Consider the following 25,273-nt stretch of genomic DNA (forward strand, 5'->3'; position numbering starts at 1 on the left):
CAAGCCCTGCGCCATCACGCCAGAGACATCGACCGGCCCATCCACGCACTCCTACAGTCATGACTTTGCCGGGGCCCTGGGTGCTCGGCGTGGCACGAGTGGTGTCAGGAGAGCTGTCGAGAGAGTTTGGCCAGACCGTCACAGCCGCCGATTACGAAGATCTGCTGTGACTGCTCCGCTCGCCTTCCTGCTTCGCCGCGACCCCTGTCCCGTTGGGTAGCTCGAACAGGTCGCCCAGGCCGCAGGCATCAACACCGTGAAATACCAGCCGCTCCACCCTCTCCCCCTGCAACCAGTCGGTCTCGCACTGACTCTGGACGAACTCAGGTCCAGTCCGAGCGTGGGGGCGGGGACCGCCATCACGCAGCCCCCGCCCCGTCACGCTCAGCCGGCCACCAGAACCTCACCGCCCCCCGATACTCCCGTCCCGCCGGTAGTCGGCCCCGCCCACCAGCCCGTCCGAGGTCACCTGGATGACGCTCAGCCCGCTGGCCTGCTCCGTCACCGTGACGGGATGGCCGCGAGCCTCCAGCGCGGCCCGCAGTGCCGCCACGTCGTAGTCCAGCGTGACGCCAGGGATCGGCGGCTCCAGCGCGGTCGAGCCGTTGTTGTTCTGGACGTGCGGCACGTTGATCGCCTGCTGCGGATCCAGCCCGAAGTCGAGCACGTTGACGATCGACTGGGCGGTGTAGCCGATGATCCGGGAGCCGCCCGGGGAGCCCGTGACCAGCTCCAGCCCGCCGTCGGCGTCGCGCACGATCGTCGGCGACATCGAGCTGCGCGGACGCTTGCCCGGCTGCACACGGTTGGCGATCGGTGTGCCCTCGGCGTCGGCCGCGGCGAACGAGAAGTCGGTCAGCTCGTTGTTGAGCAGGAACCCGCCGCCGTCGACCATGACTCCGTTGCCGAAGCCGCTCTCGACGGTCGTGGTCATCGACAGGGCGTTGCCGTACCGGTCGACGACCGAGACCTGGCTGGTACCCGACTCGTTCGACTCGGTCTGCGGCGCCGTCGGGTCGAACTCCCCCGGCGGGACGCCTGGCTCGGCGGTACCCATGTCCTCGTCGGTGATCAGCCGGGCCCGCTCGGCGAGGTAGTCCGGGTCGAGCATGCCCTCGGCCGGCACGGTCACGAAGTCGGCGTCGCCCACGTAGAGGTTGCGGTCGGCGAAGGCGAGCCGCCCGGCCTGGGTGAACAGGTGCACCGCGTCGGGGCTGAGCGGGTCGTCGCCGAGGTCGAAGTGCTCGAGGATGCCCAGCATCTGCCCGACCGCCAACGCGCCGGAGGACGGCGGGCCCATGCCGCAGACCTCGTGGCCGCGGTAGTCGCTGCACACCGGCGACCGCTCGGCCACCTCGTAGCCGGCCAGGTCTTCCAGCGTCATGTCGCCGGGGAGGTGCGGGTCCTCCTGCACCGCCTCGACGACCGCCTCGGCCAGGGCGCCGCTGTAGAAGCCCTCCGCGCCCTCGTCGCGCAGCGTCCTGAGCGTGTCCGCGTAGTCGGGGTTGCGCATCCGGGTGCCGCCGGGCTTGGCCGCGCAGTCGGTCTCGGACCCGTTGGTGAAGTACTCGAACGCCACCGGGTCGCGAAAGAAGAGGCGGTCGCTGCAGCTGTCGTTCTCGGCCAGGTAGGAGTCGACCAGGGCGGCGGTCCGGTCGGTCATCTCGTAGCCGCCCAGCGCCAGACGCAGCCCCGGCGCGAACAGCCGCTGCCACGGCAGCTCGCCGTGCCGGGTATGGATCTCCTCCATCAGGGCGGGCGTGCCCGGCACGCCGGCCGACAGCCCGCTCTGCCAGGCGTCGGTGAACGACAGCCCGGCGAACCGGTCCTCGGTCGCTGCCAGCGGCGCTTTCTCCCGGCCGTCGTAGGTGGTGACCTCGCCACTCGCGCCGTCGTGCCACACGACGAACGCGCCACCGCCCAGGCCGCTGGACTGCGGTTCGACCAGGCCGAGCACCATCTGGGCCGCGACGGCCGCGTCGGCGGCGGTCCCGCCGTTGCGCAGCACCTGCTCGCCCGCTCTGGTCGCCAGCGGGTTAGCGGTCACCACCATCTCCTGAGCGGTGGTCACCGCCTCTGGAAGGGTCGCTGCCTCCGGAACGGCCTGTTGCAGCGCGGCCACCGGTGCCGCGGCCGTGGCGGCCAGGGCCACGGCCGTGGTCAGTGCGCCCAGGCCTCTCCTCGATCGAACTCGCATGGGTTCCCCTCTCCGGCGGGTGGCGAGCTGATCACGAGGTGAGGGCCTCGGCTCTCCACGTTGGAGAAGAACCTAGATGCGTGACGACGCCGAAAGATCCTCCCGGAAGGAGGATGCGCCGGCGCTGTGCCGGTGTTCGTGGACGCCTGGGTCCTGGAGTCGAGTCACTGGGCCAGCTCGGCGAGCAGATCCCGCCGGGTATCGACCCGCAGCTTGCGAAGAACGCTGCGCATATGGGTCTTGACCGTCGACACCTCGATCGTCAGACGTGCCGCGATCTCCGGGTTGGTGAGTCCGTCGACGACCAGGCCCAGGATCTCCTCCTCACGCTCGGTGAGCGGTTCCACAGCGTCGAAGCTCGCCGCGGCGACCTGAGGCGTCGGGCCCGTCCCCACGAACAGCGCCTGCCGACCGGCCCTCACCTGCTGGAGGGCACCGATGAAGACGTCGCTGGGTGCGGTCTTGCTGATCAGTGCGTCGGCGCCGGCCAGCATCGCGACCTGGACGTCGACCGTCCTGGTGAAGGACGTGAAGACGACCACCCGTGCGCCGCACACGCTCTTGATCGACCGGCAGAGCTCGATGCCGCTCCGGGTGCCCCCGAGCCTGACCGGGACGACCACCACGTCCGGCTGCAGCTCACGAGCGCACCGCAGGGCCTCGGCCGCGGTCGCGGCGTCCCCCACGACGTCGATCGTGGGGTTGTCGGTGCAGATGGCACGCAGGCCGTGCAGCACCACGGGGTGGTCCTCGACCAACAGGACTCGCATCCGAGCGTTCATATCCTGTGCCCTCTCTCTGGATCAGGCCCTCGTGCTGCTCGCCGGAGCATAGCCCCTGCACGGTTGCTTCGCGCTCGAGCGACGACCCGGCCGTGAGGAGGGATCAGGCGGTGCGCAGCGCGCGGCCGTACCTCATCAGCCGGCCGTCGTACCGGTCCGGGCCCAGCCACGCGTCGTCGGCCGGCTCGACGCCGTCGACGACGGCGTCGGTGATCATCCGGGCCGTGACCGGGGCCAGGATCATTCCCCACATCCCGTGCCCGGTGGCGACCGAGAGGTTCTCCACCGTCCTCGACCGGCCGATGACCGGCACTCCGTCCGGGGTGCACGGCCGCTCGCCCGCCCAGCGGTCGATGACGACGGCGCGCTCCAGCCCGGGGAGCACACGTGCGGCCACGGACTTCAGCGCTTCCGCCCGGCCCGGATCCATCGGTCTGCGCTCGTCCCCGAACTCGATGGATCCGCACACGCGGACGCGGTCAGCGAGCGGCGTCACGACGACGCGGTGCTCCTTGATGCGAACGGGCATCGTCGGGGCGTGGTCACCGGCAGCGACGTCGATGACGTAGCCCCGGCCACCGCGTAGCGGAAGATGCAGGCCGGCCTGAGCCGCCAGCGTCGCTGACCCGAGCCCGGCCGCGAGGATCACGTGGTCGGCGATGAGGGTCGTCCCGTCCGTCGCGACCCCCACGACCCGCCCGTGCTCCGTCAGCAACCGCTCGGCCGACATGCCGAAGAAGACGTCGGCGCCCTGACGGGTCGCGTCGTCCAGCATGGCCTTGACGTAGCTGCGGCTCTCCAACGTCCACTCCTCGGCGTCGTGGGTTCCCGCAGCGACCGGCGCCAACGACGGTTCGATGGCTCGCAGCCGTTCGAAGGAGAGCAGGTCGGCACGACGGCGACGCGGTGGGCGGAGATAGACGTCGATGGCCCCCGTCTTGCGCAGCGTCGGGCTGAGGCCCTCGTCGGCCAGCCTGCAGTGGAGCCGGGTGCTCTCGGCCGCCAGCCTGCTCAACCGCTCCCCGGCCAGGTGGGCGCGCCGAGGAGCGGCGGACGCCACCAGGCTCCCGGCCCACGGCAGGATGCTCGGATCGGGCTGCATCCGCACGGCCGGCGGTCGGCGGAGCATCTGGACCGGGGCCTCGCGGAGCAGTGCGGGCGTCGCCAGGGGCGTCACGTGGTGGGGTGCCACGATCGCGGCGTTCGCGTAGGAGCAGCCGCCGCCGATCCCGGGCGCACTGTCGATCAGTGCGACCCGGACGCCGCGGCGGGCGAGCTGTTGGGTGATGGTCGCTCCCACGACGCCCGCGCCGACGACGACGCAGTCGACGCGGCGGACGCGCGGCAGGGCGCTGCGGGACTCCATGCTCCGACCGTAGATACCAGGTTCCGGTCCGCGCCTCCTCCCTCAGGAGGGAGATCTTCGACGGGGTGCGGCGAAGGCCGCGACCGGGCTCGCGAAGGGGATCGCGAGGTCGGGTGGGTTCCGGAACGCGATGAGCAAGGGGTGGTGCAAGCTCGGGTTCGGTGCCTGCTTCGTGGCCGGCACCTCCTGACCGCGGACGGCACCAAGCCCATCGAGGACATCCGGGTCGGCGACAAGGTCTGGACCCGCAACCTGGTCACATGGCTGGACGAGCTGCAGCTGGTCGCCGAGACCTTCGTCCACCAGACCCTGGCGCTCTACCACCTGACGATCAACGGTGCGACCGTGTCCACCACGGCGGAGTACCCGTTCATGGTCGAGGGCCGTGGCTGGCAGATGGCAGGGAACCTGCGCCCCGGTGACGTGCTGATCACCCCCGACGGCGCCACCATCCTGGACGCGATCGCCGTCGAGGAACGCGACCTGGCCGACATCGAGAACGTCTACAACCTCCACGTCGAGAACAACCACAACTACTACGTCCACGCCGGCGACACACCCATCCTGGTCCACAACAACCACGGGAAGCTTCCGAAGGGGATTCAGAAGGCTTCCAAGGGCATGAAGGATCTTTTTGCGGATGGATCGGTCCGCGGAAAGCCGATCATCAGCATCCGTGACACGCTCAAGCGCGACGGATTCACACAGGAGCTCGCGAAGAACAAGAAGGGATACCTCTTCCGGAACAGCAGCGGGGAGAAAGTCCGCGTCATGCGCAGGAACGGCGCCTGGGACATCCGGGCACGTAACGGGTTCGGTAACTACCGTGACGAGTTCGGGAACGTTGCCGCCCCTGGACAGACTCATCAGATCGGAGTTGTATCCACATGACCGGGGTAGACGAAGCGGCAAACCGACTCGAGTCGATGTCCGGCCTCGAAGAGGCGATCCTCACGGACCTGACGACGCGGAACTTCGGGTTCAGCGTGGACCTCTTGTTCCTCATCCCTGTCGGAGCTGCGAGCGGAACTGGCCATGAGCGACGAGTGCGGATCGAACTCGACGGTGTGCACAGACTGCTCCTTCAGGGCGGCCTTACTGAGCAGATGATCAGCTCCCCCGAATCGATCAACTGGGGACTTGGTGAGGTTGCGCTCGTGAGGATCGGCCAAGAAGAGGAAGGCCGCGCGAGCATCGAGGTGCTCTGGGAAGGCGACCGAAAGATCGAAGCGATCTCTCAAGGGATCGCGATCGTTGAACTGTGACACCTCATGGAACGCCGCCATGAAACGTCCAAGGCGTTTTCCGCTCGACCCCGAGTTCGCCGCCATACTCAGCCGAACCCTCGACTCGATGATCGCCCGCGAAGCTTCGGAAGCGGCGCTCGAGTCGCAGATCAATACGGTCTCCGAGATCTCTGCACCAGGCCTCGAAGACTTGCAGGAGAACTGAGCGATCGCGTCCCGGTAGAGGCCGAGCTCCGAAGTAACTGATCGAGCCGGGCTCGCGCAGGCGGACAGCTTCGGCACACTCAAGGACGTTCGAGGAGATCCAGGTCAGGGATGAATTCTGGGTTCATAACCTCGAGACCGAGACCGAGACCGAGGCCGAGGCCGAGGCCGATGAGCCGGAGCCAGTCGTGGAGGTGTTCGTACGCACAGCCGCCGAGACCACCGTGGTGCGGTCGCCTCCTCCATGCCTGAGCATCCGTTCATGGCCCCGCGGCCGCGGAGGGCTGGACGCCACGTTCCTGGAGTTCAGCGACCCACCGCCCCCGGGACAGGCCGAATTCACCCAGCACTCAACAGAAAGCCGGGTGCGGTTCACACGTGATCGCCAGAGTGCGACCTGCCGGCCGTACGGGTCGGCGTCGCTACATCGAGGAGATCTCTGTGAATCCGGTACCTGGATCACGTACCCGCTCCCCGCGTTCGGCGCGGTTGACCGTCGGCGCCCTGGTCGTCACGCTCTCCGGCGCCCTGCTGGCACCGGTGGCCAGCAGTGCCGCACCCGCGAACAGCACGGCCCCGGAGGCGTCGTCGGCCACGGAGGGCTGGAACGAGACCGCCTACCGCGGCGGCGTCGACGTCGTCGAGGGGTCCGACACGGACCGGAAGACCGTCACGGGCACGGTCTTCGTCGACAGGAACCGCAGCTCGGCGCAGGACCGGGGCGAGCGCGGGCTCGCCGGCGTCACGGTGTCCAACGGCCGCGCGGTGACCACCACCGACCGTCAGGGCCGCTACGAGCTGCCGGTCGAGGACAACATGACGGTCTTCGTCACCCAGCCGCGCGGCTACCAGGTGCCGGTCGACGACGACAACGTGGCCCAGTTCCACTACCACCACCTGCCGGCCGGCTCCCCGGAGCTGCGCTACGGCGGCCTGGAGCCCACCGGCCCCGTGCCGGACGAGCTGAACTTCCCGCTCACCGCCAGCACGGAGACGCGCACACCCGAGCAGCACTGCGCGATCGGTGCCGACGTTCAGACGTACAACCCGAAGGAGGCCGAGTACGCCAGGGCAGGCGTCTTCGCCGACCTGGCCGAGCGGGACGACTACGCCGGCTGCGGCGTCCTCTTCATCGGTGACGTGGTGGGCGACGACCTGTCGATGTTCGACGAGACCCGCGACCTGACCGCGACGCTCAACGGTCCCGCCCGGTTCCTGCCCGGCAACCACGACCTCGACTTCGACTCCCCCGCGCGGGAGCACAACTTCGACACCTTCCGTGCCCAGCTCGGCCCGGAGTACTTCTCGTACGACGCCGGCAAGGCCCACGTCGTGGCGCTGAGCACGATCGAGTACCCGGGCACCACCAGCAGGTACACCTACGGTCTCGGTGAGCGCCAGCTGGAGTGGCTGCGCAACGACATCGCGGCGGTGCCCGAGGACCGTGCCATCGTGCTGGCCGGGCACAGCCCCCTGCTGGAGTTCTGGTACAGCGACTCGCACCGCACCAAGCAGCTGCGGGAGATCTACGACATCCTCGAGGGCCGCGAGGTCATCTCGCTCGGCGGGCACACCCACATGTCGGAGAACCTGCGCGAGGGCGACCTGATGGCGGGGTGGAAGGACCTGCTGGGCGAGGACGGTCTCCCGTTCACGCACCTCACCGTCGGGGCCGTCTCGGGTCACTGGTACGCCGGCCGCCAGCTCGACGCCGGCTACCCCACCTCCGTGCAGCGGGACGGGACGCCTCCCGGTGTGCTGACCCTGGACATCAAGAACACGGAGATCACGGAGCGCTACACCGTCCGCGGTGACGACGGCTCCCACCAGCTCGCTCTCGGGCTGAACACCCCCCGGTACCGCGACTGGTTCACCGCGAACAGGAGCAAGGTCGGGTCGGCGCCCGAGCTGGCCGAGCCGTTCACCGTCTCTCGGGGCGAGCTGGCCGAGACCTGGCTGACCACCAACTTCTGGATGGGCTCCACCGGCTCGACGGTCGAGGTGCGGGTCGACGGCGGGCACTCCGTCGAGGCCGAGCGCACCCAGCAGCTGCGGGGCGAGGACGTGCGGATCGGCGCCGAGTGGTCCGACCCGACGGCCAACCTGGAGACGCTGCCCCACGGTGGTGGCCTCGTGGAGCGGACCATGCACCTGTGGCGCCTGGAGCTGCCCGCCGACCTGACCGTCGGTGAGCACACGGCCGAGGTGACCGCCACGGACGTGCACGGGCGGCAGTTCACCGAGTCGCTGACGTTCGAGGTCACCGAGTAACCGCCGACCACCTCGGCGTCGCCGGTGGCGGCGCCGAGGTGGTCACGGCACTCGGCCGGATCGTCAGTCGCGGTCGAGCTGCTTCTCGGGCGTCTCCCCGCCGGCCCCGACCTGGAGCTTGTCGGCGCGCAGCTCCCAGAACGTCGCGTTCTCGATGCCGAGCCGCCGCGGGTCGAACTGCGGGTCGAGGCCCTGCCGCTTCTGCTCCCGGAAGTCCTTGAGCGCCTTCAGGGCGGGGCCCTGGAGGAACAGGATGCCGACGATGTTCAGCCAGGCCATCGACCCCACACCGATGTCCCCGAGCCCCCAGGCCGAGCCGGCGGTCGTCACGGCGCCGTAGGCGACCGAGACCAGCACGAGCGCCTGCAGCGCCCGCTGCATGCCCCGCGCCGCAAGGCGGTTCTTCATCTTGCGGGTGAGGTAGGTGAGGTTGGTCTCGGCCATGTAGTAGTACGCCACGATCGTGGTGAACACGAAGAACGAGAGGGCGATCGCGATGAAGGTCGGGCCGGCGCCCGGGAACACCGAGTCCAGGCCCTGCTGCACGAAGCCCGGCCCCGGCTCGACGTCGGCGCTCAGACCGCCGTGGCCCTCGTAGATCACGTCGCTGGGCCAGCTCTCGCCGGAGAAGGAGTTGAACATACCGGTCGAGATGATGATGAACGCGGTGGCGGAGCAGACGAACAGCGTGTCGACGTACACCGCGAAGGACTGCGCGAAGCCCTGCTTGGCCGGGTGCGAGACCTCGGCGGCCGCGGCCGCGTGGGGCCCGGTGCCCTGGCCGGCCTCGTTGGAGTAGATGCCGCGCTGCACGCCCCACTTGACGGCGAGGCCGAGGATCGCCCCGAACACCGGCTGCACGCCGAAGGCGCTGGCGAAGATCAGCTCGAACACGCGGGGGATGTCGCTGAAGTTCATGAAGAACACGACGACCGCGATGAGGATGTAGAGCAGGGCCATGGCGGGGACCACGACCACCGCGAAGTGCGCGATGCGCTTGACGCCGCCGATGACGATGAAGCCCAGCAGGATCACCAGGCCGATCGCGGTGACCCAGGTGGGGATGTTCCAGGCGTTGTCGATGGCCGAAGCCATGCCGTTGGCCTGGACGCCCGGCAGGAAGAAGCTCATCGCGAGGATCGTGACGACCGCGAAGATGATCCCGTAGGTCAGGGACAGGCCGCGCGCCTTGTGCTTGTACGCCTTCTCGAAGTAGTACGCCGGGCCACCGCGGTACTCACCGGTGTCCGGGTCCTTCTCCTTGTAGATCTGACCGAGCGTGCACTCGATGAACGAGGTGGCGGCGCCGAGGAAGGCGGAGGTCCACATCCAGAACACAGCGCCGGGGCCACCGAAGGCGATCGCCGTGGCGACACCGCCGATGTTGCCCATCCCCACGCGACCGGCGAGCGACATCATCAGCGACTGGAACGAGGACGTGCCTTCCTCCGACTCCTTGCCCTTCTTGAGCTGGTTGAGCATGTCGGGAAGGTGCCGGATCTGGAGGAACCCGGTGCGGAGGGAGAAGTACAGACCGGCGAGCAGACAGAGGGCGATCAGCGGGATCGACCAGATCAGCTCGTTCGCGGTGACGATGCTTTCGGCGAAGCTCATGGTTCTCCTGGGTAGGAATATTTGGACACGCGCACGCGCGCAGACCAGCGTGTCCGCGACGACACACGCGCACGCCCCACCCGTGGCAGCGAGCGACCTGTGAGCGCGGTCACGAACCAGCAATGGCGGCACACTAGCGGGTCACCCGGGGTCGAAGGTGAATTTCGGTTCGTGCATGACCGTGACATGACCTGACCTGGACGGTCCGATGACTTCGGGCCGGCCGCGCGCCGGGCGGACCGTCTCCCAAGAACCACGGACCGGCCGGCACGGCCTTGACAGGACGGACGGCGCCGCGCAACCATCACCATATGGTTATGAAACTGGTTGGTTATGAGCACGGCGACCACTGAACGGCTCGACGCCACGTTCGCCGCCCTCGCCGACCCCACGCGGCGTGCCATCGTGGCCCGGCTCGCCGTGAGCGATGCGACGGTCACGGAGCTGGCCGCACCCTTCGCCATCAGCCAGCCCGCCGTCTCGAAGCACCTGAAGGTGCTGGAGCGGGCAGGACTGGTCACCCGGAGCCGCGAGGCACAGCGCCGGCCGTGCCGGCTCGATGCGGGGCCCTTGCGGGACGCCACCGCGTGGCTGGCGAACTACCGCGACTACTGGGACGAGAGCTACCGGCAGCTCGACGCGCTGCTCGCCGACCTCACGGCCGACGCCGGCCCGGCGAACGACGCCGGGCCCACCAATGACACTTCCCGAGCAGCGGACGAGGAGCGCGCCGCTCCCCCGCGGGACGGCCGGCCGTGAGAGCGGACGGACGCCTGCACGTCACCGCACCGGGTGACCGCGAGATCGTGATGTCGCGAGCCTTCGCCGCTCCGGCCGGCCTGGTCTTCGACGCGTTGACCGTGCCGCACCTGCTGACCCGCTGGTACGGCGCCCGTGGGTGGCACCTCGTCGACTGCACGGTCGACCTACGAGTGGGCGGTCGCTGGCGGTTCGTGTCCCGCGGCCCCGACGGCGCCGAGATGGCCCAGTCGGGGACGTACCGCGAGATCGTCCGGCCGTCGCGACTCGTCTGCACCGAGGTGTTCGACGACCAGTCCTACCCCGGCGAGACCCTGGTCGCGCACAGCCTCACCGAGCACGCCGGGGCGACAACGCTGGAGACGCGCTTGCGCTACCCGTCCCCGGAGGCCCGCGAGATCACGCTCCGCTACCCGATGACCCGAGGGGTCGGCCAGTCGTACGACCGGCTCGACGCGGCCCTCACCGAGCTCACGCAACAGCAAGTCACCCACCCGCAGGAGGAGCAACCATGAAGTGGACACTCGAAGTCGTCGTCGTCCCGGTGTCCGACGTCGACCGTGCCAAGGAGTTCTACAGCGACAAGGTCGGCTTCCACGTCGACCACGACACGAGGATCGGCGACGGCCAGCGCGTCGTGCAGCTGACCCCGCCCGGATCGGGCTGCTCGATCGTCATCGGCGAGGGGGTGGTGCCGCCGATGCCGCCAGGGTCGCTCAAGGGCCTGCAGCTCGTCGTCAGCGACGTCGCCAAGGCCCGGGCCGAGCTCGCCGGACAGGGCGTGGAGGTGTCCGACGTCCAGGTGCTCGGAGCGAACCCGGCGCCCACGCCGGACCCCCTCGACAACGTGGGGTTCTGCTACTTCAACGACCCCGACGGCAACGCGTGGGCGGTCCAGCAGATCTCGACCCGCCCGTGAACCGCCCCACATCACCCTGACGTGGAGCAGGGCAGGCCCGAGGCCGCCCCGACGGCCCGGAGCCAGGTCCGCGGACCGCACGCGCCGTCGGGGCAGGGTCCTCGCGAGACGTATCACGCCGACCCCGGCACCGGAGCCCATTTGCGGTCCGGCGGACCGGGACCGTATGTTAGCGCTCACATCGATGGCGATGTTTCTCTTCAACGACGAAGGAGCCAGCATGCATGGTGTTCTGCCCACCCGGTCCGGACCTGATCGGCGACAGATTCTGCAGGTGGGAGGTCTCGCCGCCGCGGCGATCGCCCTGACGTCCGCGCCGGCCTCGGCCCTCGGCCGCGACAGCGCCGGCTCCCCGCGTCCCGGCGGGCCGGTGATGCCTTCCGGCCAGCTCTCCGAGGTGTCGCTGCGTGACGTGGCGCTGCTCGACAGCCGCTACCGGCAGAACATGGAACGCACCGTCGCGTACCTGCGGTTCATCGACCCGGACCGCATGCTGCACACGTTCCGGACCAATGTGGGGCTGCCGAGCTCCGCGGAGCCCCTGGGTGGCTGGGAAGCCCCGGACGTGCAGCTCCGTGGGCACTCGACCGGACACCTCCTGTCCGGGCTGGCGTTCGCCGCCGCCAACACCGGCGACGCCGAGCTGGCCGCCAAGAGCCGCTACCTGGTCGCAGAGCTCGCCGCGTGCCAGGCCGCGAGTCCCGCAGCCGGCTACACGCCCGGCTACCTCTCGGCGTTCCCTGAGGAGGCGTTCGTCGGCATCGAGGCCGGCCGCAACTTCTGGGCGCCGTATTACACGATCCACAAGATCCTTGCCGGTCTCGTGGACCAGTACGTCCACCTGCAGGACGAGCAGGCGCTGGCGGTCGCCGAAGGGATCGCGTCCTGGGTCGACGCGCGCATGACTCCCCTGGCGGACGACCACCGGCAGCGGGTGCTGAAGATCGAGTTCGGCGGGATGAACGAGTCGCTGGCGGATCTCCACGCCATCACGAAGAACCCCGACCACCTCCGGCTCGCGCAGCTCTTCGACGAGGCGGTGTTCTACGACCCGCTCGCCGAGGGGCGCGACGTGCTCAGCGGCCGCCACGCCAACACCGACATCCCCAAGGCGGTCGGCGCCGTCGCTGAGTACGTGGCGACGGGCGACACGCGCTACCGCAAGATCGCGTCGTTCTTCTGGGACCAGGTGGTCCACCACCACAGCTACGTCATCGGCGGGAACAGCAACGCGGAGTTCTTCGGCGAACCCGACCAGGTCGCGAGCTTCCTGGGCGAGAACTCCTGCGAGAACTGCAACAGCTACAACATGATCAAGCTCTCGCGGCGTCTGTTCCTGCTCGACCCCCGGCGTTCCGACTACATGGACTACATCGAGTGGACGCTGCTGAACCAGATGCTCGGTGAGCAGGATCCCGACTCGGAGCACGGCTTCGTCACGTACTACACCGGGCTGTCCTCCACCTCGAGCCGCAAGGGCAAGGAGGGCCTGGACAACGCCCCCGGTTCCTACAGCAGCGACCACGGCAACTTCTCCTGCGACCACGGGTCCGGCATGGAGACGCACACGAAGTTCGCGGACAGCATCTACTTCACCGAGCCCGACGCCGTCTGGGTCAACCTCTACATCCCCTCCGAGCTGCGCTGGCGTGACGGCACCCTGCGCCTGCGGACGAGCTACCCGTACGACGAACAGGTGGTGCTCGACGTCGAGACCTCCGGCCGGTTCGCGATCAAGCTCCGCATCCCCTCCTGGGTCCGGGGGCGCAACGCAGCGGTCGTGCAGGTCAACGGCCGCGTCGAAGCACGGTCTGCCGGCGGAAGCTACGTCACGGTCGAGCGTTCCTGGCAGCGCGGTGACCGCGTCGAGGTCCGGCTCCCCATGGACGTCACCTGGCTGGCCGCGCCGGACAACCCGGCGGTGCAGGCCGCCACCTATGGCCCGCTGGTGCTGGCCGGCCGGATGGGCACCGACCCCCTGCCGACGATCCCGGTCGTCGAGCCCGGTACCCTGCTGCCGCGCGGCGGCCACGACTACACCCTCGACGTCGGCGGACGACGGGTGGTGCTCTCACCGTTCCTTGACGTGCACCACGAGCACTACAACGTGTACTGGGCGGTCCCGCCCAAGAAGCAGGGCCCGAAGGTCATCGCGAGCTACGGCTTCGACGAGCGCGACGGCGCGGCGCGCGAGGCACGACGCCGATGAGCGGATGCCGAGCTCGTCGACGGCGCGGTGCGCGAGCCGCGCGGCGACGGGAACGCCGTCCTGCTCGACGGCACAGGCAGCCACGTCCGCCTGCCGGAAGGGCTGCTGTCGGGGCTCCAGGAGCTCACCGTCTCGCTCTGGACCCGGGTGGACGTGCTCGTCAACAACTCGCACGTCTTCAACTTCGGGTTCAACCCGAACAGCTACTTCTTCCTCAACGTGCGCACCGGAGCCAACCGGGCCCGCGTCGCCCTCAAGCTCTCCGGCATGGAGCGCGAGGACTTCATCGACGCCGACGGACCCTTGCCCGAGGGGCGATGGACGCACGCCGCCGTCACCCTCGGCCCGGACGGCGGAAAGTTCTACCTCGACGGCTCGCTGCGAGGTCACAACGCGGCGTTGCAGATGTCCCCGTTGCTGCTCGGCGCCACCCAGCACAACTATCTCGGCAAGTCCCAGAGCCCCAAGCACCCGTACCTGACCGGGGCGGTGGACGACCTCCGCGTCTTCGGACGCGCACTGGACGATGCCGCTGTCCAGGCACTCTTCAGCGGAACGAACAGGGGGAACCGCTGACCTACGGGTGACCGGCCGGCGGTAGGTGGTGCTCTCTCCGAGGCCACTCCTGACCTTGGTTCAGCAGGCTGCAGGGGACCGGAACGACCTCGGTAACGGTCCTCTGGAGCCTGCTGAACCGGGTCGGCTCAGGCGACCCGGAACCGCACGAAGTCGACCACGTCGTCGTCGACGACGTCGGGGTAGTAGGAGGTCCGCAGGGCGCCGCGCAGCTCGTCGGCCGTGCACCCCTCCAGCGCCGCCTGGGCGTCGGTGATGTCGGCGAACCGGACCTGCTCGACGGAGTCGACCACCCCGGGCAGGGACCGGTACCGGTCGTCGAACTCGAACAGGAGCGTGGCCGGCCCCGGCGCCGCGGGGTCGTTGAACCGGGTGGTGGCGGTCTTGACGCCGTCGATCACGTTCTGCCAGTGGCCCGGGGAGAACCGCAGCAGGCGAGGCGGCTTCGCGTCAGGGTGCTGGGACGGGTACGGGAGCAGCTCGCGGGCCGGGACGGATGACGCAGCACCGCCGTCCGGCACGATGACGCGGCTGTCCGGCTGCTGGTCGAGCAGCACCTGGCGGCAGCGCCCGCACGGCGGCATGACGCCCCGGTTCCCCGGGAGCACGGCTATCGTCGACACGATGACGGCGCTCCGTCCTGGTCACGCCGGACGAGGCTGTGGCCCTGGCCATGCCGGAGGGCTACCGGACGGCGATCCGCGAGGCCGCCGGCCGGGGGCACCTCCGGCAGCGCTGACACCCGACATGTACGGCATTCCTCATGAGTCAGGCTAGACGAAAACCCCATGTCAGACACCAAAAATGGTCGGGCACCGGAGCACGCCGTCCGCACCCGGACAGCCGAGCCCCAGCGCCTCCGCCGTCGGATACCTTGAGCCCGTGCCCGACCTCATGATCGCCCCGCGCCACGCCGCCCACCTCGACCGGGTGGCGGACGCGCTGCGGCTGGTCCATGAGCACGACGGCTATCCGATGGTCTGGCCGGACGATCCGACCGCCTGGCTCAGGCCTCCCGGCACCATCGACGGGTGGGTGGCCCTGGCCGACGGCGAGATCGTGGGCCACGTCATGCTCGTCGACGGCGCGAAGGTCGAGTTCGCCGCCGAGCTGGCGGTGGCCGCCGGCGTCGCCATGACGGGGCTCGCCGGCGTGAGCCGACTGTTCGTCACGCCCGCGGCCCGCGGCGGGCGAGTGGCCGCCACCCTCCTGGAACGGGTCGAGGACGCACCCGCCCGGCGCGGGCGCCGCCTGGTGCTCGACGTCGTGGACGACGGCGGCCCGGCGATCCGTCTGTACGAGCGGCTCGGCTGGACACGAGTGGCCGCGGGTCCGGCGAGCTGGACCGACCCGGCCGGCGTCCGACCGCGAACGGCCGCCTACCTCTGCCCACGCTGATCCGTTGAGTGCTGGGTTCTTGCCCCTCGGAACGCCTCCGAGGGGCAAGAACCCAGCACTCAACGGGTCAGACGGTTCTGGCGCCCAGCCACGGGGCCAGGTGGTCCTCGCGCCACAGCCACTCGACGCCCGCGGCCACCTCCTCGGGCGTGCACAGCGCGGCGTGGAACGCCTCGCGCAGCCGCTGTCGGTCGTCCTGGAGTCCCGGGCCCGCGCCCCGGTCGTCGGCGACCCCGACCACCACGATGCGGGTGTGCGGCGCGGTCCCCGCGCACACCTCCGACCACGGGCCGAGGTCCGCGACCGCCAGCTGCCCGCCCGCGCCGTCCCACAGGCACGCCAAGCCGGGTCGGTCGGCGACGTGGAAGACGCCCCTGGCCCGCAGCCCGCCCGAGCTCAGGTCCTCGATGCGGTCCAGCAGTCGCTCCGGGTGGAACGGCAGCGGTGAGCGCAGCTCGAGCGTCCAGCTCCGGTCGCCGGGCGCTCCGCCCGGGCCCGTGACCAGGCGCGCGCCCAGGGGATGAGCTCGGCGCTCGGCGCGGGAGGGTGAGTGAGTGGCGGTGGCGAGGTCGTGCGCCGACAGGGCGTGCAGCCCGTCCACGCGCCGCGTCCCGGCTCCGCGCAGCCGGTCCAGCAGGCCTGACGTCGTCGCGGACCACTCGTCCGGCGGCGAGCTCGTCACGACCAGGTCCGCCTGCTCGATCTGCGCCGCGAGCGCCTCCCCGACCGAGCGTTCGTCGTCGGCGGTGAGCTCGAGGCCGCGTTCGACGAGGGTGTCGTCGCCGAAGAGGTCCTGTTGGAGCGTGCCGAGGTCGACAAGGGCGACGGAGGCGGCGACGCGGGTGTGCGCGAGCGTCTCGCCGGGCGCGGTCGCGGCCGCGAGGGCGCGGGCGGCGGGCAGGGGTTCGGCGCTGACGGGGAGGGCGAGCAGCACGTGGTCCCAGCGGCCGTCGTGGGCGAGGCGGGCGATGGTCGGCACGGCGTCCTCGCGGACGGCGCAGGAGAGGCAGGCGTGCTCGAGCGGTACGAGCACGTCGTCGAGCACGCCGGTGGCGTCGAGGACGACGCGTCGGAGGTGGTCGGGGTGGATGTCGTGCCGTACGGCGACGACTCCGGGGGCGTCCATGAGGAGGCCGAAGAGTGCGGAGTCGCGGAGCACGGGATCGCTGCCGGCCAGGACGCTCACGGGGATGGTTCCGCTGGTGTTTGCGGTGGGGTGCATGGTGCCTCCTCGCCCCGGCACGGCCGGGAATTATTGATAACCGTTCTCAGTTCTGGTTCACTGTAGCGCGTTATGAGAACCGTTCTCACACGCGGCGGCCACGTCGCCGTCGCAACAGCAGGAGGTCATGTGTCAGCCAGATGCCAGGTGCTGGGCACCGTGCCGGGGTTCGGCCACTCGGTCTCGCACTCCCACGTGCGTACCAAGCGCCGGTTCGACCCGAACATCCAGAAGAAGCGATACTGGGTCCCGTCGCTCGGCCGCAACGTCACGCTGCGCGTGAGTGCCAAGGGCATCAAGACCATCGATCGCCGGGGCATCGACGTGGTCGTGGCCCAGATCCTCGCCCGAGGGGAGAAGGTCTGATGGCCAAGAAGTCCAAGATCGCCGCCGACGCCCGGCGCCGCGAGGTGGTCGCCCGGTACGCCGAGCGACGCGCCGAGCTGCGCGGCATCATCCGGAACCTGGAGCTGCACCCGACGGTGCGCGCCGCCGCCGTCAGCGAGCTGGCCAAGCAGCCCCGCGACGCCAGCCCGACCAGGCTGCGCAACCGCGACGTCGTGGACGGCAGGCCCCGCGCGTACTCGCGCAAGTTCGGCCTGTCCCGCATCCGGCTGCGCGACATGGCGCACCGGGGCGAGCTGCCCGGCGTGACGAAGTCCAGCTGGTGACCACTCGCCGACGAGCCGCCCGGCGTCAGGTTCAACATCGAAGGAGTGGCACATGAAGGTTCGCGCGTCCCTGCGGTCCCTGAAGAGCAAGCCCGGCGCGAAGGTAGTGCGCCGGCACGGCAAGACGTTCGTGATCAACAAGCTCAACCCGCGCTGGAAGGCGCGCCAGGGCTGAGCGGAAGGAGCCAGTCATGAAGAACATCCACCCCACCTACGGCCCCGTGGTGTTCCGGGACGCGAGCGCAGGATTCACGTTCCTCACCCGCTCCACGCTCGCGGCCGACACGGACTCGGGACCCGGGCGCCCGTCGGCCACCATCGAGTGGTCCGACGGCAACACCTACCCCGTGGTCGACGTCGAGATCAGCAGCGCGAGCCACCCGTTCTGGACCGGCTCGGCGCGCGTGGTCGACACGGCGGGGCGCGTCGAGAAGTTCCGGCAGCGCTACGCCAAGCACGGCGGCACCAACAGCAACACCGACGACAGCAAGGGTGGTAACTGATGGCCTCACGCGTCGACCTCCGGCCGATCATCAAGCTGCGCTCGACGGCGGGCACCGGCTTCACCTACGTGACCCGCAAGAACCGGCGTAACGACCCCGACCGGCTCGTCCTGCGCAAGTTCGACCCCGTGGCCCGCAAGCACGTGGACTTCCGCGAGGAGCGCTGACCGCAGCGCTCCTCGACGGAGCGCCGAGAGGAAGGAGGCCGCGATGGCGGTCCCCAAGAGAAAGATGTCCCGGTCGAACACCCGGTCGCGGCGCTCGCAGTGGAAGGCAAAGGTTCCTGAGCTCGTTCCGGCGACCACCGTGGACGGGCGCCAGGTCATGGTCCCGGCCCGGCTGGTTCCCGCCGTCCGGCGCGGACTGGTCGTTCCGGACTGACCCGCCCGTTCACCGCGGAGCGAACGACGCCCCGGCGCGCACAGCGCCGGGGCGTTCGTCGTGGGTGCGATCGTTGCGGCTATGCGTCGGTTCCGGCCGCAACGGTCGCGCCCACGACGATGTCCAGGCTTGCCGCCAGGGCGTCGGACCAGGCCTTCGCCTCGCCGCCGGTCGGGTCAGCGACCAGGACGTGGCCGATCCGCTCGTTGTTGTCCCCCGGCCGCACCACCCGGCCGGCCGACGGCGTCTCGTGGCTGAGCACGCGGTCGTCGTCGGCCAGGCGCTGCGCGCCCCGGACCTCGCGCACCACGCCGTCGGACGGCGGCAGCAGGAACGTGACCGCTGCGCTCGAGGCGACCGCCGGACCCGGCGCAGGCTCGCGACCGAGCGCCAGGTCCACCAGGACCTGCAGCGGGTTGAAGCCCGTCACCAGGCGCACCAGCTCGAAGATGTAGCCGCCGCCCTGGCGCGGGTTCAGCTCGATGAGTCTCGGCCCGCCGGCGGTCATCCGCACCTCCGTGTGGCTGATCCCGTGGGTGAGCCCCACGGCGCCCAGCACCGCCACGACGTGCCGCTCTATCGCCTCGCTCTCGTGCGGCGCGAGCGGGGCCGGGAACAGGTGCCCCGACTCGACGAACCCGGAACCGGCTTCGCCGACGGGCTCGGCGACCGACTTGGCCGTGATGCCCAGCACTCGCGTGACGCCGTCCCGGGTCACGGACTCGACGCTGTACTCGGAGCCGTCCAGGACCCGTTCGAGCAGCGCCAGCCGTTCGAGCGGCTGGTCCCTCGTGTTGCGCTCCGGCCCGGTCGCCGCGGCGAAGGCCATGGCCAGCCCGGCCTCGTCGGTCACCTTGCGCACACCGGTCCCGGAGTTCATGTCGACCGGCTTGACCACGAGCGGGTAGCCGAGGTCGGCGGCCGCCTTGTGCGCCTGGTCCCAGGTCGCGGCCACCGCGAACGGCACGTCCGGCACTCCCCCGGCGGCCAGCGCCCGGCGCACCAGGTGCTTGCGGGTGGCGGTGCGCAGCGCGTCGGCGGGCGCGCCGGGCAGCCCCAGCGCCTCGGCGACCAGCGCGACCGCCGGCAGGTAGTAGTCGCAGGTCGTCAGCACGCCGTCGACCTGCCGCCGGGCGGCGACCGCGCGCACGGCCGCGAGCAGCGCGGCGTCGTCGTTGGTCTCGGCGACGACCACCTCGGCGGCGAGCGCCAGCACCGGGTGCGGCGCACCGCCGGGCAGGCGGTACAGGTCAGGGTCGCGGGTCACCAGCACGTAGCGGTGGCCGCCGTCGCGCAGGAGGGGCGGGAGCATCAGGCCGGTGGACTGGAGCCAGCTCTCGATCATCAGCAGGTCGGCCACGTCAGGACGCCTCGCGAACGATAGTCGTTCTCAACATGCCGCCCAGCCTGCCACGGATCGCGTGGAGGTTCTTGTCCACGGACGGCCTGCGCTGCGCCGTTCGCTACAGGACCCCGTCCGGCAGCGACGGCCGCTCGTCCTCGCCCAGCCTCGGCCGCGGGATGAGCAGCGCCAGCACCGTGCACACCACGGCCGCGAGCAGGCCGAGCAGCAGCGCCGTGCGGAACGCGTCGTCGGAGGGCACCGGCACGCCGTCCAGCTCAGCACCTCCCGCGGCGAGCACCCCGCCCACGACGGCGGCGGCCGACGTCGTGCCGAGGGACCGCATCAGGGTGTTCAACCCGTTCGCCGCGCCGGTCTCGCGTGCCGGCACGACCTGCATGATCAGGGCGGGCATGGCCGCGAACCCCAGGCCGATGCCGATGCCGAGCACGGTGTTGACCACCAGGACGTGCCACACCTCCAGGTCCACGACGACGGCGATCACGTAGGAGAGCGCGATGATGGCCGCGCCCGACGCGAGCAGCGGCTTGGGACCGAAGCGGTGCTCGAGCCGGCCCGCGACGGGCGACATGGCGAGCATCGCCAGGCCGGCCGGCATGAGGATCAGGCTCGCCTGCATCAGGGTGAGCCCCAGCCCGCCACCGCCGGCAGGCAGCTCGAGCAGCTGCGGGAACACGACCTGCGACGCGAACAGCGCGAAGCCCATCGCGATCGAGGCCAGGTTGGTGAACAGCACGGTGCCGCGCGCGGTGACCCGGAGGTCCACCAGGGGCGACTCGACCCGCAGCTCGTACCAGCCCCACACGAGGAGGACGGCCACGCCGCCGAGCAGGAGCCCGAGCGTGCGTGGCGAGCCCCAGCCCCAGTCGTTCCCGCGGGAGACCGCGAGCAGCACCCCGGTCAGACCGACGGCCAGGCCGATCACGCCGACGACGTCGAGCGTGCCGCCGGCGCGCATCGTGCTGACCGGCACCACCCAGGCCACCAGCGCGAGCGCGAGGAGCCCGATCGCTGACGCCACCCAGAACATCACGTGCCAGTCATAACGTTCGGTCACGAACGCGCTGATCGGCAGGCCGACGGCGCCGCCGACACCGAGCGTCGCACTGACCATCGCGATGCCCGAGCCGAGCCGCTCCTTGTGCAGCACATCGCGCAGGATCGAGATGCCGAGCGGGATCACGCCCATACCCATGCCCTGCAGCCCCCGCCCGGCGATGAGGAACGCGACGGACGGCGACAGCGCGGCGACGACGGAGCCCAGCACGAGCAGGCCGAGCAGCACGAGCGCCACCGTCTTCTTGCCGTACATGTCGCCGAGACGCCCCGATATGGGCGTGCAGATCGCCGCGACCAGCAGGGTCACCGTGACGGCCCAGGCGGTCACGTCACGCGACTCGTCCAGCAGGAGCGGAAGCTCGGACTGGATCGGCAGCAGGATCGTCTGCATGAACGACGCCCCCATCCCGGCGAACGCGAGGACCGCGATCACCACGCCCGGCCTGGGCACGCGTGTGAGCCGGGAGCGATCCTGACGGCCGGGTGGGAAACGAGATCTCATGGGTGACAGACGTTCCTTCGACAGGGTCGGGTCCGTGCGCCCGCGGAGGCGCAGCACGGGCTGCGCCGGCGGCGAGGGGATGTCCGCAGCCTACATAGTTGCCTGCGCGAACGGTGTCACGGCCGACCGATTCACCCTTCCATATATGCGGCGTCTCATATATGTGTTGTAGAGTATGAGTCATGGCACTCGACGCCCTGATCCTCGGCCTGCTGGACCTGAAACCGATGACCGGCTACGACCTCAAGAAGACGTTCGACGGCACCGTCGCGCACTTCTGGTCGGCCGACCAGGCCCAGATCTACCGCACGCTCGCCCGCCTGGAACGCGACGGCCTCGTCGCCGTCCGGGTCATCCCGCAGCCCGGCAGGCCGGACCGCCGCGAGCACCGGCTCACCGACGAGGGCCGGGCCTCGCTCGCGGCCTGGCTCCGGTCCCCGCTGCCCGACGAGAAGCCTCGGGAACCGTTCCTCGGACGACTCTTCCTCGTCGGCCGGGAGAACGACCCCGACCTGGTCCGCGCGCTCCTCGCGGAGCGCAGGGACGCGGCCCGCCGCCTGCTCGCCACGCTGGAGGACATCCCGGTGGCCGACGGCGACCTGTCCGCCCGGCTCCGGTCGGCGACGCTGCGCAAGGGCATCCTTGAGGTCCAGGCCGAGCTCACGTGGCTCGACGAGCTGGAGGCCGCCCTGTGAGCCCCGCGACGAACCGCCCCGCGAGCATCTACGTTGCCGAGCAGCGCCCCGATGCCGGCGAGTCGGTCCTGTTCCTGCACGGCGGGAACGTCGCGGGCTGGATGTGGACCGAGCAGGCGGCAGCGCTCGCGGACCATCACGCGCTGGTCCCTGACCTGCCCGGCTTCGGCGCCTCGGCCGGCCGGCCCTGGACCGATCTCACGGCGGTGACCGACGACCTGGCCGACCTCGTCCGCAGCCGGGCCCACGACGGACGCGCTCACGTGGTCGGGCTGTCCCTCGGCGGTGTCCTCGGGACACTGCTCGCCGCCCGCCATCCCGGCGTCGTCCGCAGCGCGCTCGTGACGGGCGCCGCGCTGCGCGGCGTCGGGCGGCTCACCCGCTGGAGCGGGCTGGCTCAGGTGTCGTTCTGGTCGAGTCCGGGGTACTGGAACGGTCTCGCCCGAGCGTTCCGCCTGCCCGCCGACTCGGTCGACGCGTTCGTCTCGACGGGCCTCGGCATCGACCGCGACTCCGCCCGCCGGATGATGACCCAGGTCTACGACGGCGTCCCGGCCGCCGACCTGGACGGGCTCCGTGACCTCCGGGCACCGATGCTCGCGATCGCCGGCGAGAAGGAGCCGCGGACCGTACACCGAGCGCTCGACGACATCGTCTCCCGCGCGCCCCATGCCGTCGCCCGGCTGGCACCCGGTATGCACCACGTCTGGAGCGCCGAGGACCCCGAGCTGTTCCACGACGTCCTGGCCCACTGGCTGACGACGGCCGAGCCGTCCCCTGCCCTGCTCCCGGTCGAGCCGGCACCGCGACACAGAGCCACGGACGCCGGCGTCTGAGCCGGACGCCGGTGTCAGACGCCCTGGTGTCTCCCCCGCCGGTCCCGCTCGGGAGCACCCCTGCGTCCTCGCACCCGGAGCCTCAGCCCCGCACCCGCGCCGTCGAGGCCCGCACCATCAGCTGCTGCTCCGCCGTCCGGCGCCGGGCGCGCGCGGCCCGCGGCAGCAGCGCGAGCTCGAGCGCCTGGCGTCCCATCTCCTTCATCGGCAGGCGCACCGTCGTCAGCGCGGGCGACAGGTGGCCGGCCACGCTCACGTCGTCGAACCCGGTGACCGAGACATCACCGGGAACCGCCATGCCCCGCTCCCCCAGCACCGACAGCACGCCGACGGCCATGTCGTCGTTGAGCGCGAGGATGGCCGTGACGTCCGGGTGCTCGTCGAGGATGCGGCGGGCGGCCTCCTTGCCGCCCTCGAGCGTGAACTCCGCCTCGACCACGGGCAGGTCGCGCAGCGTCAGGCCGTACGCGCCGAGCGCCTGCTCGACGCCGGCGAGCCGGTCGGCCATCGTCGCCAGCCCCCGCGCCCCGGCCGTGACACCGATGCGCCGGTGCCCGAGCTGGAGCAGGTGCTCGGCGATCGCACGGCCACCCTCGACGTTGGCAGGGACCACGGCATCGACCCCCAGCTGGGGATGGCGCCCGATGACGGCGACGCGCCCGCCGGCCGCCTCGAAGCCCTGCACCTCGGCCTTCATCCGGGCCTGGATCTCGCGGTCCAGGTGCCCGGAGCCGGCCACGACGATGATCCCGACGCGGGCGTTCACGAGCGCCCGCAGCTGCGCCACCTCGGTGAACGGGTCCCGACCGGTGTGGCAGATCTGCACCATGCGCCCGTGCGTGCTCGCGACCTCCAGCACGCCGCTGGAGATCTCGGCGAAGTACGGGTCACCGATCTCGTGCACCACGAGCCCCACGCCCGGGCTGGCGCCGCTGGCGAGCGAGCGAGCATGCACGTTCGCCACGTAGCCCAGGTCGGCAGCCACGGTGCGCACGCGCTCGGCCAGTTCCTCGGAAACCCCGGCCGCCCCGGAGAGCGCGCGTGAGGCGGTCGCGATCGACACGCCTGCCTGGTCGGCGACATCGATCAGGCGCAGCCCGGCGGTGTGCTTCGGCATGAGGCCTCCTCGCCACGGATGGTTCGCCACGGATGGTGCACAGAACTTATGGATCGGGCCAAGACCCTTGTCACCAAGCGTCCCAGGTTCCTAGAGTGCCGTAAGCGGTTACGGAAGCGCTTGCCACAAAGGAGTGGACCATGAGAGCAACCCGACGCCTGACGGTAGCGGCTGTCGCCGCGACCACGGCGCTGACCCTGTCCGCCTGCTTGGCCAGCCCCGACCAGGGCGGCGAGGGCGGGGAGTCCGCGGGCCCCGACGACCCCATAGTCATCGGCGTCTCCCTCCCCCTGACCGGTGACTTCGCCGAGCCGGGCAAAGGCGTGCAGCGCGGCTACGAGGCCTGGGCAGCACACGTGAACGAGAACGGCGGGCTGCTGGGCCGCCAGGTGGAGCTGATCATCGTCGACGACCAGTCCAACGCCGACCGGGTCGCCTCCGACTACGAGCGCCTGATCAACCAGGACGGCGTCGACCTGGTCTTCGGGCCGTTCTCGACCCGGCTGGTGGTGCCTGCCGCGCAGGTCGCCCAGGACTACGGGTTCCTCTTCGTGGAGCCCGCCGGCGCCGCCGCCGAGGTGTTCGAGCAGGGCTTCGACAACCTGTTCTACGCCGCACCGGCCATCGCCGACGACCACTACAACCACCTCGCCGACCACATCCTCGCCCTGCCGGAGGACGAACGGCCCGAGACGATCGCCGTCGCATCCATGGACGACCCGTTCGCCCAGGGCACCGCCTACGGCCTGCGTGACGCGCTGGCCGCGGAGGGCATCGAAGTGGTCGTGGACGAGGTCTACCCGCCGAACACCACCGACTTCAGCGGCATAGCGGCGAAGATCGCGGACTCCGAGGCCGACCTGCTGGTCGTCGGGTCGCAGTACCAGGACGGCGTCAACCTCGTCGTCGCGCTGCAGCAGCAGGGCTACCAGCCCGAGATGGCGGCCATCTCCGGCGCCCCCACGAACGCCGAGTTCCCTGCCGCCATCGGCGACAAGACCGAGGGCATCCTCGCTCCCACCGGCTACACGCCGGATGCGCCATATCCCTCCAACGAGGAGTTCGTGGCGGCGTACACGGCGGAGCACGGCGCCGAGCCTGCGGAGGACGAGGCGAACGCCTGGACCACCGGCCAGGTGGTGGCTGCCGCGGTCGAGGCCGTCGGCTGCGCCGACGCGTCGCCCGAGTGCCAGCAGCAGCTCGTCGACTGGCTGCACGAGAACGAGGTCGAGACCGTCGTGGGACCGCTGAGCTGGGACGCGCAGGGCCGCCCGCAGAGCGCGCACCTGATCCAGCAGTACGTCGACGGCGAGATCACGATCGTGCTGCCGGACGACGTCAAGGACACCGACCTCGTCCACCCCAAGCCCGAGTGGTGATCT

The 25,273-nt window shown here is 70.5% G+C and carries 28 protein-coding genes; 19 read left to right on the forward strand and 9 right to left on the reverse strand.

Going from position 1 to position 25,273, the window contains the following annotated elements; translation table 11 throughout:
* Positions 1 to 403 precede the first annotated feature (403 nt).
* From ggt to ACYVK7_RS19185, 3 genes are all read right to left on the reverse strand, one after another.
* Positions 404 to 2,197 (reverse strand): gamma-glutamyltransferase, encoded by a 1,794-nt coding sequence (gene ggt, locus ACYVK7_RS19175; protein WP_460889313.1) that lies wholly within the window; start codon positions 2,195 to 2,197, stop codon positions 404 to 406.
* Positions 2,198 to 2,361: 164 nt separating this feature from the next.
* Positions 2,362 to 2,967, reverse strand: a complete 606-nt coding sequence (locus tag ACYVK7_RS19180) for a response regulator (protein ID WP_460889314.1) — start codon at positions 2,965 to 2,967, stop codon at positions 2,362 to 2,364.
* Between the two features lie 115 nt (positions 2,968 to 3,082).
* Positions 3,083 to 4,345 carry an NAD(P)/FAD-dependent oxidoreductase gene (locus ACYVK7_RS19185; RefSeq protein ID WP_460889315.1) on the reverse strand — a complete coding sequence of 421 codons (1,263 nt, stop codon included), beginning with the start codon at positions 4,343 to 4,345 and terminating at the stop codon, positions 3,083 to 3,085.
* Between the two features lie 144 nt (positions 4,346 to 4,489).
* On the opposite strand from ACYVK7_RS19185, the gene ACYVK7_RS19190 reads away from it, so the two are divergent.
* The 4 genes from ACYVK7_RS19190 to ACYVK7_RS19205 all read left to right on the forward strand — a co-directional run bounded on the left by ACYVK7_RS19190 (position 4,490) and on the right by ACYVK7_RS19205 (position 8,067).
* Positions 4,490 to 5,236, forward strand: a complete 747-nt coding sequence (locus ACYVK7_RS19190; RefSeq protein WP_460889316.1) for a polymorphic toxin-type HINT domain-containing protein — start codon at positions 4,490 to 4,492, stop codon at positions 5,234 to 5,236.
* On the forward strand, positions 5,233 to 5,610 hold the full coding sequence (locus ACYVK7_RS19195) for a hypothetical protein (protein ID WP_460889317.1): 378 nt from the start codon (positions 5,233 to 5,235) through the stop codon (positions 5,608 to 5,610). The genes ACYVK7_RS19190 and ACYVK7_RS19195 overlap by 4 nt, the downstream gene beginning before the upstream one ends.
* Before the next feature lie 19 nt (positions 5,611 to 5,629).
* Positions 5,630 to 5,797: a hypothetical protein gene (locus tag ACYVK7_RS19200; RefSeq protein ID WP_460889318.1), complete on the forward strand. Its 168-nt coding sequence runs from the start codon at positions 5,630 to 5,632 to the stop codon at positions 5,795 to 5,797.
* A gap of 440 nt (positions 5,798 to 6,237) precedes the next feature.
* Positions 6,238 to 8,067, forward strand: a complete 1,830-nt coding sequence (locus tag ACYVK7_RS19205; RefSeq protein ID WP_460889319.1) for a calcineurin-like phosphoesterase C-terminal domain-containing protein — start codon at positions 6,238 to 6,240, stop codon at positions 8,065 to 8,067.
* Positions 8,068 to 8,130: 63 nt separating this feature from the next.
* On the opposite strand, the gene ACYVK7_RS19210 is transcribed toward ACYVK7_RS19205, so the two are convergent.
* On the reverse strand, positions 8,131 to 9,681 hold the full coding sequence (locus ACYVK7_RS19210; protein WP_460889320.1) for an alanine/glycine:cation symporter family protein: 1,551 nt from the start codon (positions 9,679 to 9,681) through the stop codon (positions 8,131 to 8,133).
* Positions 9,682 to 10,014: 333 nt separating this feature from the next.
* On the opposite strand from ACYVK7_RS19210, the gene ACYVK7_RS19215 reads away from it, so the two are divergent.
* The 5 genes from ACYVK7_RS19215 to ACYVK7_RS19235 all read left to right on the forward strand — a co-directional run bounded on the left by ACYVK7_RS19215 (position 10,015) and on the right by ACYVK7_RS19235 (position 14,144).
* On the forward strand, positions 10,015 to 10,440 hold the full coding sequence (locus tag ACYVK7_RS19215) for an ArsR/SmtB family transcription factor (protein WP_460889321.1): 426 nt from the start codon (positions 10,015 to 10,017) through the stop codon (positions 10,438 to 10,440).
* Entirely contained in the window at positions 10,437 to 10,955 is a 519-nt protein-coding gene (locus tag ACYVK7_RS19220) for an SRPBCC family protein (protein WP_460889322.1), read from the forward strand. Before ACYVK7_RS19215 ends, ACYVK7_RS19220 begins: the two co-directional genes overlap by 4 nt.
* On the forward strand, positions 10,952 to 11,359 hold the full coding sequence (locus tag ACYVK7_RS19225; RefSeq protein WP_460889323.1) for a VOC family protein: 408 nt from the start codon (positions 10,952 to 10,954) through the stop codon (positions 11,357 to 11,359). Before ACYVK7_RS19220 ends, ACYVK7_RS19225 begins: the two co-directional genes overlap by 4 nt.
* 274 nt (positions 11,360 to 11,633) lie before the next feature.
* Complete coding sequence (locus ACYVK7_RS19230; protein ID WP_460889324.1) at positions 11,634 to 13,568, forward strand: glycoside hydrolase family 127 protein; 1,935 nt, start codon at positions 11,634 to 11,636, stop codon at positions 13,566 to 13,568.
* 27 nt (positions 13,569 to 13,595) lie between these two features.
* Positions 13,596 to 14,144: a LamG domain-containing protein gene (locus ACYVK7_RS19235; protein ID WP_460889325.1), complete on the forward strand. Its 549-nt coding sequence runs from the start codon at positions 13,596 to 13,598 to the stop codon at positions 14,142 to 14,144.
* A gap of 128 nt (positions 14,145 to 14,272) precedes the next feature.
* Here the strand turns inward: ACYVK7_RS19235 and ACYVK7_RS19240 are convergent, their stop codons facing one another.
* On the reverse strand, positions 14,273 to 14,767 hold the full coding sequence (locus tag ACYVK7_RS19240) for an ASCH domain-containing protein (protein ID WP_460889326.1): 495 nt from the start codon (positions 14,765 to 14,767) through the stop codon (positions 14,273 to 14,275).
* A 259-nt stretch (positions 14,768 to 15,026) separates the two neighbouring features.
* On the opposite strand from ACYVK7_RS19240, the gene ACYVK7_RS19245 reads away from it, so the two are divergent.
* The gene (locus tag ACYVK7_RS19245) at positions 15,027 to 15,542 is read left to right on the forward strand and encodes a GNAT family N-acetyltransferase (protein ID WP_460889327.1); all 516 of its coding nucleotides are present in this window, start codon (positions 15,027 to 15,029) and stop codon (positions 15,540 to 15,542) included.
* A 67-nt stretch (positions 15,543 to 15,609) separates the two neighbouring features.
* Here ACYVK7_RS19245 and ACYVK7_RS19250 read toward each other — a convergent pair whose 3' ends face one another.
* Positions 15,610 to 16,764 carry a GTP-binding protein gene (locus tag ACYVK7_RS19250; protein ID WP_460889328.1) on the reverse strand — a complete coding sequence of 385 codons (1,155 nt, stop codon included), beginning with the start codon at positions 16,762 to 16,764 and terminating at the stop codon, positions 15,610 to 15,612.
* 129 nt (positions 16,765 to 16,893) lie between these two features.
* On the opposite strand from ACYVK7_RS19250, the gene rpmB reads away from it, so the two are divergent.
* The 6 genes from rpmB to rpmF are packed head-to-tail and all read left to right on the forward strand — an operon-like array spanning position 16,894 to position 18,319.
* A complete protein-coding gene (gene rpmB, locus ACYVK7_RS19255) occupies positions 16,894 to 17,130 on the forward strand; it encodes a 50S ribosomal protein L28 (protein WP_460889329.1) in 237 nt (78 codons plus the stop codon).
* A complete protein-coding gene (gene rpsN, locus ACYVK7_RS19260) occupies positions 17,130 to 17,435 on the forward strand; it encodes a 30S ribosomal protein S14 (protein WP_460889330.1) in 306 nt (101 codons plus the stop codon). The genes rpmB and rpsN overlap by 1 nt, the downstream gene beginning before the upstream one ends.
* Positions 17,436 to 17,487: 52 nt before the next feature.
* Positions 17,488 to 17,610 (forward strand): type B 50S ribosomal protein L36, encoded by a 123-nt coding sequence (gene ykgO, locus ACYVK7_RS19265; protein WP_377186050.1) that lies wholly within the window; start codon positions 17,488 to 17,490, stop codon positions 17,608 to 17,610.
* Positions 17,611 to 17,626: 16 nt separating this feature from the next.
* Entirely contained in the window at positions 17,627 to 17,938 is a 312-nt protein-coding gene (locus ACYVK7_RS19270; RefSeq protein WP_460889331.1) for a type B 50S ribosomal protein L31, read from the forward strand.
* Positions 17,938 to 18,105: a 50S ribosomal protein L33 gene (gene rpmG, locus ACYVK7_RS19275; protein ID WP_253871463.1), complete on the forward strand. Its 168-nt coding sequence runs from the start codon at positions 17,938 to 17,940 to the stop codon at positions 18,103 to 18,105. The genes ACYVK7_RS19270 and rpmG overlap by 1 nt, the downstream gene beginning before the upstream one ends.
* Before the next feature lie 43 nt (positions 18,106 to 18,148).
* Positions 18,149 to 18,319: a 50S ribosomal protein L32 gene (rpmF, locus tag ACYVK7_RS19280; RefSeq protein ID WP_460889332.1), complete on the forward strand. Its 171-nt coding sequence runs from the start codon at positions 18,149 to 18,151 to the stop codon at positions 18,317 to 18,319.
* Positions 18,320 to 18,398: 79 nt separating this feature from the next.
* On the opposite strand, the gene ACYVK7_RS19285 is transcribed toward rpmF, so the two are convergent.
* Both ACYVK7_RS19285 and ACYVK7_RS19290 read right to left on the reverse strand, forming a co-directional pair.
* Positions 18,399 to 19,679, reverse strand: coding sequence for an ATP-grasp domain-containing protein (locus ACYVK7_RS19285; RefSeq protein ID WP_460889333.1), 1,281 nt, complete (start codon positions 19,677 to 19,679; stop codon positions 18,399 to 18,401).
* 103 nt (positions 19,680 to 19,782) lie between these two features.
* Positions 19,783 to 21,192 carry an MFS transporter gene (locus tag ACYVK7_RS19290; protein ID WP_460889334.1) on the reverse strand — a complete coding sequence of 470 codons (1,410 nt, stop codon included), beginning with the start codon at positions 21,190 to 21,192 and terminating at the stop codon, positions 19,783 to 19,785.
* Positions 21,193 to 21,425: 233 nt separating this feature from the next.
* Here ACYVK7_RS19290 and ACYVK7_RS19295 point away from each other — a divergent pair, with 233 nt between their 5' ends.
* Together ACYVK7_RS19295 and ACYVK7_RS19300 are read left to right on the forward strand one after the other, a co-directional pair.
* Entirely contained in the window at positions 21,426 to 21,938 is a 513-nt protein-coding gene (locus ACYVK7_RS19295; RefSeq protein WP_460889335.1) for a PadR family transcriptional regulator, read from the forward strand.
* The gene (locus ACYVK7_RS19300; protein ID WP_460889336.1) at positions 21,935 to 22,774 is read left to right on the forward strand and encodes an alpha/beta fold hydrolase; all 840 of its coding nucleotides are present in this window, start codon (positions 21,935 to 21,937) and stop codon (positions 22,772 to 22,774) included. Before ACYVK7_RS19295 ends, ACYVK7_RS19300 begins: the two co-directional genes overlap by 4 nt.
* 82 nt (positions 22,775 to 22,856) lie before the next feature.
* Here the strand turns inward: ACYVK7_RS19300 and ACYVK7_RS19305 are convergent, their stop codons facing one another.
* Positions 22,857 to 23,891 (reverse strand): LacI family DNA-binding transcriptional regulator, encoded by a 1,035-nt coding sequence (locus tag ACYVK7_RS19305; RefSeq protein ID WP_460889337.1) that lies wholly within the window; start codon positions 23,889 to 23,891, stop codon positions 22,857 to 22,859.
* A gap of 140 nt (positions 23,892 to 24,031) precedes the next feature.
* Here ACYVK7_RS19305 and ACYVK7_RS19310 point away from each other — a divergent pair, with 140 nt between their 5' ends.
* Positions 24,032 to 25,270 (forward strand): amino acid ABC transporter substrate-binding protein, encoded by a 1,239-nt coding sequence (locus ACYVK7_RS19310; protein ID WP_460889338.1) that lies wholly within the window; start codon positions 24,032 to 24,034, stop codon positions 25,268 to 25,270.
* Positions 25,271 to 25,273: the final 3 nt, after the last annotated feature.

It is taken from the genome of Promicromonospora xylanilytica (assembly GCF_054782895.1).